General features: G+C 47.1%; 10 protein-coding genes and 1 pseudogene. 3 read left to right on the forward strand and 8 right to left on the reverse strand.

The genetic code is table 11. The annotated features are described in order from the left end of the window. Positions 1-56: 56 nt before the first annotated feature. The 3 genes and pseudogenes from tal to AACR11_RS25505 all read left to right on the forward strand — a co-directional run bounded on the left by tal (position 57) and on the right by AACR11_RS25505 (position 4,124). Positions 57-1,007, forward strand: a complete 951-nt coding sequence (gene tal, locus AACR11_RS25495; protein ID WP_005425862.1) for a transaldolase — start codon at positions 57-59, stop codon at positions 1,005-1,007. A gap of 125 nt (positions 1,008-1,132) precedes the next feature. Next, positions 1,133-2,248, forward strand: a pseudogene (locus tag AACR11_RS25500) (thiamine pyrophosphate-dependent enzyme); the annotation flags it as partial. A 196-nt stretch (positions 2,249-2,444) separates the two neighbouring features. Next, a complete protein-coding gene (locus AACR11_RS25505) occupies positions 2,445-4,124 on the forward strand; it encodes an RluA family pseudouridine synthase (protein ID WP_029790563.1) in 1,680 nt (559 codons plus the stop codon). A 213-nt stretch (positions 4,125-4,337) separates the two neighbouring features. On the opposite strand, the gene AACR11_RS25510 is transcribed toward AACR11_RS25505, so the two are convergent. From AACR11_RS25510 to AACR11_RS25545, 8 genes are all read right to left on the reverse strand, one after another. Next, positions 4,338-5,678: an MATE family efflux transporter gene (locus AACR11_RS25510; RefSeq protein WP_029790562.1), complete on the reverse strand. Its 1,341-nt coding sequence runs from the start codon at positions 5,676-5,678 to the stop codon at positions 4,338-4,340. A gap of 210 nt (positions 5,679-5,888) precedes the next feature. Then, positions 5,889-6,911 (reverse strand): LacI family DNA-binding transcriptional regulator, encoded by a 1,023-nt coding sequence (locus AACR11_RS25515; RefSeq protein ID WP_009696617.1) that lies wholly within the window; start codon positions 6,909-6,911, stop codon positions 5,889-5,891. Positions 6,912-7,045: 134 nt separating this feature from the next. Then, a complete protein-coding gene (locus AACR11_RS25520; RefSeq protein ID WP_079325240.1) occupies positions 7,046-8,140 on the reverse strand; it encodes an ABC transporter ATP-binding protein in 1,095 nt (364 codons plus the stop codon). Further along, positions 8,140-9,489, reverse strand: a complete 1,350-nt coding sequence (locus AACR11_RS25525) for a GH1 family beta-glucosidase (RefSeq protein WP_009696616.1) — start codon at positions 9,487-9,489, stop codon at positions 8,140-8,142. The genes AACR11_RS25520 and AACR11_RS25525 overlap by 1 nt, the downstream gene beginning before the upstream one ends. Positions 9,490-9,512: 23 nt before the next feature. Continuing rightward, positions 9,513-10,397, reverse strand: coding sequence for a carbohydrate ABC transporter permease (locus tag AACR11_RS25530; protein ID WP_005448996.1), 885 nt, complete (start codon positions 10,395-10,397; stop codon positions 9,513-9,515). Position 10,398: 1 nt separating this feature from the next. After that, positions 10,399-11,388 carry a carbohydrate ABC transporter permease gene (locus AACR11_RS25535; protein ID WP_029790559.1) on the reverse strand — a complete coding sequence of 330 codons (990 nt, stop codon included), beginning with the start codon at positions 11,386-11,388 and terminating at the stop codon, positions 10,399-10,401. A gap of 60 nt (positions 11,389-11,448) precedes the next feature. Then, positions 11,449-12,696 carry an ABC transporter substrate-binding protein gene (locus AACR11_RS25540; RefSeq protein WP_005448993.1) on the reverse strand — a complete coding sequence of 416 codons (1,248 nt, stop codon included), beginning with the start codon at positions 12,694-12,696 and terminating at the stop codon, positions 11,449-11,451. Between the two features lie 22 nt (positions 12,697-12,718). After that, complete coding sequence (locus tag AACR11_RS25545) at positions 12,719-13,723, reverse strand: LacI family DNA-binding transcriptional regulator (protein WP_005448990.1); 1,005 nt, start codon at positions 13,721-13,723, stop codon at positions 12,719-12,721. Between the last annotated feature and the right edge of the window lie 182 nt (positions 13,724-13,905).

The raw sequence follows: 13,905 nt of genomic DNA on the forward strand, positions 1-13,905 counted from the left end.
CACAAGCTGTGGTACTCAAAACCACACTTAAGCCCATTTATATAGGATGATCGATTATGAGCAACAAGTTAGAGCAACTTCGTAAACTAACAACTGTAGTAGCGGACACTGGTGAAATTGACGCAATCAAAAAGTACCAACCTGAAGATGCGACAACGAACCCATCTCTTATCCTAAAAGCGGCTCAAATCGAAGAGTACGCACCTCTAATCGACGCTTCTATCGAATACGCAAAAGCACAAAGCAACGACAAAGCACAACAAGTACAAGACACTTGTGACATGCTTGCAGTAAACATCGGTAAAGAGATCCTAAAAACTATTCCTGGTCGTATCTCTACAGAAGTAGATGCTCGTCTTTCTTACGACACAGAAGGCAGTGTTGCTAAAGCGCGTCAACTTGTAAAAATGTACAACGACGCAGGCATCACTAACGACCGTATCCTAATCAAACTGGCTTCTACTTGGGAAGGTATTCGCGCTGCAGAGATCCTTGAAAAAGAAGGCATCAACTGTAACCTAACGCTTCTATTCTCTTTCGCACAAGCTCGTGCATGTGCTGAAGCAGGTGTATTCCTAATCTCGCCATTCGTTGGTCGCATCATGGACTGGTACAAAGCGAAAGAAGGTCGTGACTTCGAAGCTTCAGAAGATCCAGGTGTAATCTCAGTAACAGACATCTACAACTACTACAAAGACTACGGTTACAACACAGTTGTTATGGGCGCAAGCTTCCGTAACATCGGCGAGATCCTAGAACTTGCTGGCTGTGACCGTCTAACTATCGCTCCTGCTCTTCTTGCTGAGCTAGAAGCTGCTGAAGGCGAAGTTGTAGAGAAGCTAGTTGATTCTAAAGGTTCTAAAGAGCGTCCAGCTCCAATGTCTCACGCTGAGTTCCTATGGGAGCACAACCTAGACGCAATGGCTGTTGAGAAAGTAGCTGAAGGTATCCGTAACTTCGCGGTTGACCAAGGCAAACTAGAAGACATGATCGCAGCTAAGCTTTAATTGCTTACCAAAAGCGAGTAGCCAGCCTACTCGCTTTTAGCATCAACGCTTTATTCAAAAAATTCTATTTGAACTTGTTCCGACGAGTTCCCTCTATTTAAATCAAATATCGAGAAGTAACTACTATGGATCGTAAATACCTTGCAAATGCAATCCGTGCACTAAGCATGGACGGTGTTCAACAAGCTAACTCTGGCCACCCAGGCGCACCTATGGGTATGGCTGACATCGCTGAAGTTCTTTGGCGCTCTCACCTAAACCACAACCCATCAAACCCAGAGTGGGCTGACCGTGACCGTTTCGTACTGTCTAACGGTCACGGCTCTATGCTTATCTATTCTCTACTGCACCTTGCAGGCTACGAGCTATCTATCGACGATCTTAAGAACTTCCGTCAGCTTCACTCTAAGACTCCTGGTCACCCAGAGTACGGCTACGCACCTGGTATCGAGACTACAACGGGTCCTCTAGGTCAAGGCATCACTAACGCTGTTGGTATGGCGATGGCTGAGAAAGCACTAGCGGCTCAGTTCAACAAAGAAGGCCACGACATCGTTGACCACTTCACTTACGTGTTTATGGGCGACGGCTGTCTGATGGAAGGTATCTCGCACGAGGCTTGTTCTCTTGCTGGTACGTTAGGTCTTGGCAAACTGATCGCATTCTGGGATGACAACGGCATCTCTATCGATGGTCACGTTGAAGGTTGGTTCTCTGACGACACGCCTAAGCGTTTTGAATCTTACGGCTGGCACGTAATCCCTGCTGTAGATGGTCACGACTCTGAAGCGATCAACGCAGCAATCGAAGCGGCAAAAGCAGATCCACGCCCTACACTTATCTGTACTAAAACTATCATCGGTTTTGGTTCACCAAACAAATCTGGTTCACACGACTGTCACGGTGCACCACTAGGTGCTGAAGAAATTGCAGCGACACGTAAAGAACTAGGTTGGGAGCACGGTCCTTTTGAAATTCCGCAGGAAGTCTACGCAGAATGGTCAGCGAAAGAAGCAGGCGCAGCTAAGGAAGCAGCGTGGGACGAGAAATTTGCAGCTTATGAAGCAGCGTACCCTGAGCTGGCAGCTGAATTCAAACGCCGCGTAAACGGTGATCTACCGGCTGAATGGGAAGCAAAAGCAAACCAAATCATTGCAGACCTTCAAGCAAACCCTGCGAACATCGCATCACGTAAAGCATCTCAAAACGCACTAGAAGCGTTTGGTCAAATGCTTCCAGAATCAATCAAAACAGTACATCACTCAAATTAATCATTTCAAACACAATCCTAGTTTCTGCGTTCTAAGCAATGAAAATCATTGAGATAAGGAGTCATAGCAAGCCGATACCGTCAGCCCAGGAGCGCCTTCGAATAGCAATCACAGCCAAAACAGGTACAATCCGTGCTCGATTTTTATTTCGCGCGGACTCACTCTCATGCACTCGCCTGAACAATGCTTTACTCGATTTTCTGCAGACATTTCTGGCTATAACTTGCCAGCGCAGTTTACGTTTCCGTTCTACTACACCCCTCACCCATTGTGTGTATTGGCTGCCGAGCAATTACAGCAGCACCTCATGACACAAACTGACTTTGTGCACGATTTTGGTCTTGAGGGTGAGCAAAGTGGACGCGGTAAGATGTTCGGTGTTTTGCTAGTGCGTAATCCACAAGGTGAGATTGGCTACTTCAGTGCGTTCTCTGGCAAGATTGCCGATCAAAACTTGCTCCCTGGTTTTGTTCCACCCGTATTCGACATGTTGACGGAAGAAGGTTTCTTTCGTGGCGAGACGGATGCTATTAACGCGGCAAATGCGGAATACAAAGCCTTTGCTGCTAATCCAGAACTGGCACAACTGAAAGCAGAAATCAAAGCCGACCGCGAAGCGTATCAACAAAAAGAGAATGCCCAGCGCCAAGTGATGATTACCGGTCGTGCAGAACGAAAACAGCAACGTACGCAAGGCGAGCAAACCTTAAATCCAGAAGATCTAAAAGCGCTACTGGATGATTTGGGTAAGCAAAGCGTTGCTGAGAAGAATGTGCTCAAGTACCTCAAACAAGCTTGGAACGAAAGGCTGGCAATCAAAGAAGCACGCTTAGCCGAGCTAGAACAAACACTGGCAGGGCTCAAAGAGCAGCGCAAAGATTTGTCTAATGCTCTACAACACAAACTGCATAAGCAATACCGCTTCTTGGACAACCGCAACGCAGAGCGCGACTTGGTGGACATTTTTGCTCCTACTACCAATCCAGTACCACCAGCCGGTTCTGGTGAATGTGCCGCTCCGAAACTGCTTCAGTTCGCATACAAGCATGGCTACCAACCACTAGCATTAGCTGAGTTTTGGTGGGGCGTATCGCCGAAATCGGAAGTGCGCCAACACAAAAAGTTTTACCCATCTTGCAACAGCAAGTGTCAGCCGATTTTGGGGCACATGTTGCAAGGCTTGGATGTGGAGCCAAACCCATTGGCAGAAAATTGGGCAGAAGATAAAGAGTTAGAAATACTGTTCCAAGATGAAGCCATGGTGATCGTCAACAAGCCATCGGGTCTGCTTTCTGTTCCGGGTAAAACCATCAAGGATTCGGCGTACACACGTCTTCAAACAATGTTCCCAGATGTCGAAGGACCATTTGTGATTCATCGCTTAGATATGGCGACTTCGGGGATTTTGGTGTTTGCTTTAACCAAACGCGCGAACAAGAGCTTGCAAAAGCAGTTCATTACACGCGGCGTACAAAAGCGTTATATGGCACTGCTTGAAGGTGTATTAACTGAGCCTGAAGGTGAAATCTCGCTTCCGATGCGTGGCGATCCAGATGACCGTCCACGTCAACTTGTGTGCTTTGAGCACGGTAAACCTGCCGAAACTTACTGGCAACTGATTGAAATAAAAGACGGACGCAGCAAGGTGTACATGTACCCGAAAACGGGGCGTACCCACCAATTGCGTGTACACAGTGCCCACCACATGGGCTTGAACATGGCGATGGTTGGCGACGGCTTATATGGCGAGAAAGCCAACCGTCTGCATTTGCATGCGGAGATGTTAGAGTTGGATCATCCGTACAGCAAGGAGCGTATGTGTTTCCAAGCAGAGTGTGAGTTTTAAAGTGAATCTACGTGAAAAGCAGATAGCAAAAAGGCGCTGAGTTACAGCGCCTTTTTTACGTTTAGAGCAAGTAAGAGATTCCCGACTGCGCTCCTCCGTCGCTATCGGGAATGACGCGTTATAGAACAAGGTTTCCAATCACCATAACTAAACATTGTCATTCCAGAATCGAGGAACGAGATGTCTGGAATCTCTGGTTTTTATGAACGGAAGTTAACTGACTTTAAACTTCGTCCACACTTGAGAGCGCCAGCGTCTTGCCATAATGATACCGCGCACCCATTCATCTAGAGCAATTGCCACCCAAGCACCAATCACGCCATAACCCATGTGAATGCCGAAGATGTAAGAAAACACCACACCTAATCCCCACATGCTCAGAATACCCATCTGTACGGGGAACTTGATGTCGCCCGCCCCCTTGAGTGCCGAAATGAAGATCAGGTTAAACACGCGTCCTGCTTCTAGCACGATTGACCCCATGACCAATGCGCCCGCCAATGCCAAGATTTCTGGCTGATCGGTAAACACGCTCAGAATCTCTTCATGGAATAGGTAGATCAAACACGTCGCTGCTGTTGACGCCGCAAAGCCAATCAAAAAGTAGATCTGCACGCGTTTCAAAATGCTGGTCACCCAACCTTTGCCTATGTAGTACCCTGTCTGGATTTGCGCTGCCTGACCAATCGCGAGCGCAAACGCGAAAGAGAAACGTGCGATGTTTTGCGCATAGGTAAATGCCGCTAGCGAAGAGGTACCCATTTGCACCACAAAGTACACGATGCAGATTTGCGCCATGTTGTAAGACAGTACTTCGCCCGCGTTCATGCCACCGATTTTTAAGATCTTTTTGTAGACCTCTTTCGGAACTTGTTTGAGCTTAGACATTGGCAATTCAATACTGCTGCGTTTCAAAATCACGCCTAATAGCAAAGTACCGATCACTTGGCTGACGACAGTCGCCACCGCAACGCCTTCAACGCCATACACAGGCAAACCAAAAGGCTGGTACAAAGCAATGTAGTTACCAATGATATTGAATACACCAGAGATAAGGTTCACCACCATTGGTGAGCGTGAGTAACCATGGCTGCGCAGAATTGTGGTGAAGACGATACCAATCGTCACGTTGAACGTCATCGCACCGCTGATCAGCAAGTATTCTCTTGCGTATTGCTCAACCTGCGCCTCTAACCCGTAGTAAGGTAAGAAGAACACCGCACCGATCACAGCAAGCACACTCAAAAATGCACCAACAATAACGGACAAAGCTACGCTGGCAACGCCAACATCAACGGAGTCTTTCTCACGCCCTGCACCGTTGTATTGCGCGATCAAGATGCCCGTGCCACTACTCACAAAGGTGGATACGATGATCAGGAAGAACGTGAGCTGCGTGATAACCCCAACCGCAGAGACGGCTTTATCCGAGTAACCACTCAGCATGAATACATCACTGGTTCCTAAAGCCGTCCGTAGCAATATTTCGACAAGTATCGGCCAAGCCAATGCCACGATAGACATACGCTGGTTGATATTCTGGCTTTTAGGCATGAATTGAGACCTTTCCTACAACTAAAAACTGCCCCACAGAAAACTGTGAGGCAGTTCAAAAAATTAGATTTATTAGAATTTGGACATTTCGGCAATTGAACACTTAACCACCAAAATGCAGGCGCGAATTCTAGACGGAGTTTGGTCACAAATACAACAAAATTTCGTCGAGTTTCGGAAAATATTTTCTAATGCATTCGACGGATTGCCTTAGCTTGACTGACGAAACTTTGAAGCGGTAGATTGACGAACAATCAACTCAATAGGTGGCAAACGCACCTCGTGTCTCTCACCACTCAATAAATTAAGAATGGACTCTGCACTGAGCGCTCCGACTTCTTCAATCGGCTGACGCAACGTGGTTAATGCTGGCGTAAAATACTGTGAGGTCGGCAAATCATCAAAACCGATCACGGATACATCTTCTGGTACACGAAAACCATGGTCATGCAGAGCTTTTATTGCTCCATAAGCCGTTTGGTCATTGGCAGCAAACAACGCGGAGAAATGCACTTTAGATTCGATCAACTCAACGGTTTTCGCGTAACCGGACTCACTGCTGAAGTCGCCTTGCTTAACCAATTTTGGTAGCACTTTAATGCCAGCCTCTTGCAGTGCGTTCTTGTAGCCAACAAAGCGAGCAACGGCGTCTGGTTGATTCAAAAGCCCTTTAATATGCGCGATATTCACGTGACCTTGCTGCATCAAATGCAGTGTCGCCATATATCCACCCAATACATTATCTATATTTATGGATCGAACCTTATCGCCAATGACATTGTATCCAACCGCAACAACCGGAATTCGCTCTGCATATTCCAGTATCTGCGCTTCCGTCAAACTGCCCGTTACAATGATGACGCCATCGACATTACTCTTCGCCAAATACTCCAAAGCATGCGATTCCAATGAACGCTGCCAATGTCCCGTCGCAATCACCAACGAATACCCCTGAGCATTCAGAACCTTTTCCATATCGTTAAGGATACGACTGGTGTGCGGACTTTCTGGATGTTGGATAAGAACGCCAATCGTCATGGAACGCGTATTAGTGCCTTGTCCCATTTGATAGTTCGGCTTATAGCCCAGTGACTTGATCGCTTTCTCTATGTTTTGGCTTTTATCGTCCGAGACAAAAGTTGTACGGTTGAGGAAACGTGAAACGGTGCTCGGTGATACCCCAGCCAACTTAGCCACATCGTAAATAGATGCTGCTCTTTTTTTCTTTTTCATTGTAGGAATTTTCCCAGCAAGCTAATAACAAAAATATAAGTTGCGCCGGGGAACGCGACAACGTTTGGATATGGGAAATGAGAGCTAGATAATTTGCCAGTACGCAAGCGCGCACTGGCTTTCATATCGAGGGTTTAGAATGTCGCTAGCGAGTTTTCACTCAGTGCATCAAACAGATGAATCGCATCTAAATCCAAGTAGAGAGTTAAACTATCCACATCCACTTCCGCAGCTTGTGTTTCAACCATTAATGGCTGACCAGCAATTTCCGTTTTCAGTAGAATACTTGCACCTAGTAGCTCCTTGTCTTTAATTTTGACAGGGAATGGCAGCACGCGGTCATGATCCACTTGCTCAGCACGTAGATGAATGTCCGTAGGACGTACACCAAAGTGCAGTGCTAAGTTCTTCGATGCGTGTGCTTTGAAACGCTCTGGTAGAGGAATACGAACATCACCCAATTCCACTTCCCAGTTACCGTCTTCACCAATCAGCTTGGCATCCAACATGTTCATGGATGGGTTGCCAATGAATTGCGCCACAAACTTGTTGGCCGGGCGTTGGAACACTTCCGTTGGTGTGCCAACTTGAGCCACATAGCCATCTTTCAAGATCACGATACGGTCTGCCAGTGTCATCGCTTCAATTTGATCGTGGGTTACGTAAATCGTGGTGGTTTTTAGCTCACGATGAAGCTGTTTGATCTCTTCACGCATTACACCACGCAACTTGGCATCTAGGTTCGATAATGGCTCATCAAACAAAAACACCTTAGGCGTGCGAACCATGGCACGCCCCATCGCAACACGTTGGCGTTGACCACCAGACAGCTCTTTTGGTTTGCGATCTAACAGTACGTCCAACTCAAGCATTTTTGCCGCTTTACGCACTTCAACATCGATTTGGTCTTTTGGCATGCCTTTCAGTTTCAGTGCAAAAGCGATGTTCTCGTATACCGTCATATGTGGGTACAGCGCATAGCTTTGAAACACCATCGCAAGGTCACGATCTTTCGCATCGATTTTATTCATCAGCTTATCGCCAACGTAAATCTCACCACCCGTTATGCTTTCCAGCCCAGCAAGCATACGTAGCGTGGTCGATTTACCACAGCCCGATGGACCAAGGAAAACCACAAACTCTCCATCTTGCACCGTGAAGTCGAAGTGTTTCACTACCTCAACATCATCGTAGGATTTTTTGATGTTTTTGAATTCGACTTTTGCCATTACTGGTTCTCCTCTGCTCGATCTAGCAGCATGTTACGGTAAGCAATTGCGCTCGCTTTTAAGGTGCGTTTTTGTGTTTGGTAATCCACGTGGACAATGCCGAAGCGCTGCTTGTACCCGTAAGCCCACTCGAAGTTATCCATTAAGCTCCAAGCGAAGTAACCATTCACATTCACACCTGCTTTAATCGCAGCATCCAACGCTTCTAGATGCAGTTGGAAGTAACGCACACGTTGCTCATCATTCACTTCGCCAGCAATGCAATGGTCATCGCCAGCTGCGCCGTTTTCAGTGATGTAAAGTGGCGGCAAGTTTGGATAACGGTCATTCAGACGCAGTAGTAAGTCCGTCAATGCCTGAGGGTGAATTTCCCAGCCAATGAACGTGTGCTCTTGTTCTGGTTGAGGAACGGTTTCAATATCACCATGTTCGTTGTAACGCACCACACAACGGGTATAGAAGTTAATCCCGATAAAGTCCAAATCGGTTTGGATGATGTCGAGGTCACCTTCCAGAATCATCGGTAGATTGTGCGATTGGCGATCTAAGACCAACTGAGGGTATTCACCCTTCAATACAGGGTCCATAAACCAATGGTAACCTTCCGCATCACTGTACTCTGCCGCTCCGATATCTGCCTCGCTGTATGGGTAAGCAGGCGTCGCATTGAACACACAACCGTGCATCGCATTTGGTGCATTCTTACGCATGTGTGGAATCGCAAGACCATGACCCAGCATTAGGTGGTGTGCTGATAAGAAACCTTCGCGTTCACCCTTAAGACCTGGAGCATGTTCACCCCAACGGTAACCTAGGTAGGCTGAACAGAATGGTTCGTTCAGTGTCGCGTAAGAATCAATCTTATCGCCAAAGTAAGCACTAACTACATCCGCATACTCTGCAAACTTGTAAGCCGTTTCTCGATTTAGCCAACCACCTTTGTCTTCTAGGTATTGCGGAAGATCCCAGTGGTAAAGCGTGACGAAAACTTTCAAACCACGTGCGTGACACTCATCGATGATTTGCTCATAGAACTTCAAACCTTCTTCATTCACTTTGCCATCTTCTGGAATGATGCGCGGCCATGCCATGGATAAACGATATGCGCCAACCCCTAAGCCTTGAATCATCTCGATGTCTTGCTTCCACAAATGATAGTGATCACATGCCACGTCACCGTTATCTGCGTTGTCGACTGCACCTGGCTTATTACAAAACGTGTCCCAAATCGAAGGCGTACGACCACCTAACTGGGCACCGCCTTCAATCTGATAAGAAGAGGTTGCGACACCAAATAGGAACTCTGGGCTACGTAATTTTGAATCTTGTGGTAATTGGAATTTATTCATTGTTATAAAACCTTTTGTTTCGCTTAGCCCTTGACGGCACCAGAGGTCAAGCCGCTGATCATCTGTTTAGAGGCAAATAAGTAAGTAATCACTAACGGTAAAATGGAGATGGTTGTTCCGAGCATCACCGCTCCCCACGGCGTATTCGGAATGCCCTGCACGCTTCGCAGTGCCTGCGTAATCACGTAGTTTTCTGGCGTTGTAAGTACCACGAGTGGTTGCATGAACATGTTCCAGAAGAAGACAAACTGCACGATAGCCAAAGTTGCAAGCGCCGGTTTCATCAGTGGCAATACCACACTCCAGTAAGTTCTAAATTCACCCGCACCATCGAGCTTCGCCGCTTCTAACAGCTCTTTTGGAATCGAAGCCACCACGTGCTGGCGCATCAAAAAGATGCCAAATGGTGTCGTTGTGAACGGTAGCCAAACCGCTAAGTGGTTATCGAGTAAGCCGAGAAACTTCACGATCATGAAGTAAGGGATCAAGCTCAATACTGGCGGAATCATCATTGAGCCAACCAACATACCAAATAGCACGTTTTTGCCCTTGAACTTGTACACCGCAAACGCATAGCCGCCCATGCTACAAAACAGCAGTGAAATTGTGGTGCCTAGGAATGCGATGTAGATAGAGTTAAACATCGCCTGCCAAAACGGCATGATTTCCAATAGTTTTGCGTAGTTGACCGCTAAGCTGTCGCCAATCGCAAAGCTAATCCCAGTGCCAAAGATTTCGGTACGGTCACGGGTTGATAGCAGCGCCGACCAAATGAACGGAAATACGGTCATGATGGCAGAAACAATCAGGATTGAGCCGAGCATCACCATCAGTATTTTGGTGAAGATCTCGATACTGCGATCGCTTGGACGCCAACGCTGCGCCGCAGGTAAAGTGTTAGTACTCATCTTATTGCTCCCCTAGACCTTTCTTACCGAAGAAGAAGAATTGAACCGCTGTACAGCCTGCAATCAAGGTAAAGAGCAGCCACGAAATCGCTGACGCTGTACCCATCTCTAGCCATTCCCAGCCCACTTTGTAGAGGTACATTGAGATAGTTAAACCAGACTGACCTGTACCACCCGTACCACGCGTTAGAACGAAGGGTTCTTCGAACAACTGCAAGTTACCGATGATGGTCATGGTGACCGCAAAGAAGATGAATGGACGAATCATTGGTAGTGAAATGCTCCAGAATCGACGCCATGCGTTTGCACCATCCATACGAGCCGCTTCTAGGATGTCTTTAGGAATCGTCATCAAACCAGTGGTGTATAGCACGATGTTAAAACCGGTGTATTTCCAGAACACCATAATGGCGATAGAAGGCTTCACCATGGTTGCGTCATCTAACCAACGGATTGGCTGGAAGTCGTTCACCCAAGAGAATGCCCAACCAAATAGTGTGCTGTCTGCCAATGCCATTAAGCTTTGGTTGATGATCCCTGAGTTTGGCGAGTACATGTTGAAGAAGATAAGTGACGCAGCCACCGTTGACGTAATGAACGGCAGGAAATAAGCCGACGTCAACCAATGACGGAAACGGTCACCCAAAGACACCAGAATGTACGCCACAGGCAGAGCAACTAAGTGCTGCGCCACACCAGACGTAATGGCTAGCCAAAGGGTGTTCTTCAATGAGCGCCACAGCCACGGGTCAGTCAGAGCAATGTGGTAGTTCCCTAGCCCGACGTAATCCATCGCACCCAAACCTTCGACTGGGTTCCACTCATGGAAAGAAAGAAAAATTGAAAACAGTAACGGGAAGATCCCGAAAACAGAAAAAATAATCAAAAACGGCAATAGGAATCCATACGGTGTAAGCGCTTTCAAACTTAGACGAGAAAAAATGCTCTCACGTTGTGATGTTTCCATAACCTTGCTCGCTGCATGATTCATAGTAACGACCTCTACTCAGGAGGGCGATTCGCCCTCCTTGCTTACCAAATGGCGAAATGCTTACAAATTACGGGTGCGGCGCTTAATCATGCGTTCCGCTTCTTTCAATGCCGTTTCAATGTCTTTGCCTTCATCCAGCACTTCCATCAGTGCGTTTTCTAGGATGATAGAGCGAGCAACGTGGTCGCCTTTTGCTGGTGCCACTGGCTTGATGTTTTGTGCCACCTCAGCAAACAATAAGCGCGCTTGCTGCCCACCAAGGAACTCGACTTTCTCTTCAAACATAGGGTCGTCGTAAGTTGTTGTGTTTGCAGGGAATGCTGCGATAGTTTCGAAGTGTTTAAGCTGAATATCGCGACGAGTTGTCATGTATTCGATCAGCTTCCACGCTTCGTCTTGATGCTTAGATTGGGTTGGAATCGATAGGAATGAGCCACCCCAACTACCGTAAATACCATCAGGAAGGTTAGATACACCCCAGCTACCTGCAGTCTCAGGAGCAATCCAGTTGTTTAGGTGACCAAGTAGCCAAGCCCCCGAAAGCTGAGTAGCAAATGTGCCGTTACGGAAGCCTTCGTACCATTCGTTTGACCACGCAAGAATACGACCATCTAAGCCTTTATCACGAATCTCTTTCGCCACTTCAAACGCGTGCACAAAACGCTCAGAGGTCACGACTGGGTTGCCATCTTTATCGAAGTATAGACCTTCACCTTCTGGCACTGTGGTAAAGATAATCGCTTGTGCCACATCCGCAGCAGACGCGATCAGTTGTACGTTTTGTTGCTTCAGCTTTTCACCCGCAGCAATATAAGAGTCCCAATCTTTGATCGCTTCATTGATATCAATGCCCGCTTTTTCAAAAATGTCAGTGCGGTAGTACATCACACCCGGACCTAAATCGACTGGCATACCATACACATCGCCATCTGCACCTTTACCTTGTGCCCATGCATAAGGCGCAAAGTTTTCTGCGTATTTGTCTGCACCATAGTTTTCAGACAGATTAACTAAGCCGCCAGACGCCACAAATGGACCGATTTTTTCTACATCAACAACAATCACATCACCTGCGCCAGAACCCGTCGCCAAGTTGGTTGTCAGCTTGGTATGGTGGTCACCGTGGTTATTCATTAGGTAATCCACTTTAATGCCAGTTTCCTTCTCGAAATCCGGTAGCAACACTTTCAAGCTGCTATCAAAATCAGGGAAACCATCGAAGCGAATTTTGGTTTCATCAGCCGCATTTACCGTTGCAGCAACACCCAAAGCAGCGGTCATGGCAAGCGTCAAAGTTTTCAGTTTCATGTTGTTGTCCTTAATTATCGTTTTATAGGGTATGCAGTTCCTTGACTGAACTTCTTGGCACCAAGCTTGGCGACAATTTGAAGTTCACATCTCGTTTATTTTTATTGAGAATTTGAATCACGAGCTGGACAGCTTCAGCGCTCATTTGCTCAATAGGGAAGTTAACTGTGGTTAGGGCTGGCGTGAGGTAACGTGCAAATAAAATGTCATCAAACCCTACCAAAGAGATTTGCTCCGGAACGTTGACACCATTGGCTTTCAGCACTTCGTAAGCACCAAACGCCATATGATCATTACACGCAAATACAGCAGTAAAATGACAATCGCGCTTCAACAGTTTACGCATTGCGCTTTCCCCTGATTCTTCGGTAAAACCGGCCTCGGACACCAACGCTTCGTCATACTCGATTCCCGCTTCTTCAAGAGCCTTGCGGTAACCTTGTAGACGCCCCCGTGCGTCAGATTTGTCCAGAGGACCGGTGATACACGCTATGTTGCGATGCCCCATTCGCAACAAGTATTCGGTCGCCAACTGACCACCAAATTCGTTATCGATCTCAATACAGCATTGCGCCATTTCTGGAATAAAGCGATTCACCAGTACCACTGGAATGCCTTTTTCTTTAAGATCGATTAAGTAATCATCCGTCAGGTTTTGTGCATGCAAAATGATGGCATCTACGCGTCGTCCAAGCAGAAATTCCACTGACTCACGCTGACTTTGCTCAGAGTTTGAACCTGCAGTCACCACCACGTGGTAACCGAAACGGCGCAGACGCTCTTCCATGCTGTGCAAAATGCCAGAGTAAAATGGACCACCAAGCTCTGGCACGATGATGCCAATACTGCCAGTGCGACTAGACGCCAAAGCCTGAGCGATTGAGTTTGGACGATAGCCAAGTTCTTGAATCGCTTTCTCGACTTTCAGCTTCTTATCGTGACTTACACGGCTAGTGCCATTGATCACACGAGAAACCGTTGCCTGAGAAACCCCTGCGTATTCAGATACATCTTTAATCGTCGCCACAAGAAACCTCTTCCACCTGAGCATCAAGATTCAATTTTGCTTCGAGATGCATTTCTCGAAACCGCTTTCATGGCAGCTAGTATTTCTTATCCACTAGGGTGTTATCGTGAGAGAAATCACACCGAAATCCCTTTAGATTCGGGCAATATCGGAAAAAATGAAGCGGTAGGCAGTTTCCTTTC

This window comes from Vibrio sp. L85 (assembly GCF_963871815.1).
Taxonomy (GTDB): domain Bacteria; phylum Pseudomonadota; class Gammaproteobacteria; order Enterobacterales; family Vibrionaceae; genus Vibrio; species Vibrio harveyi.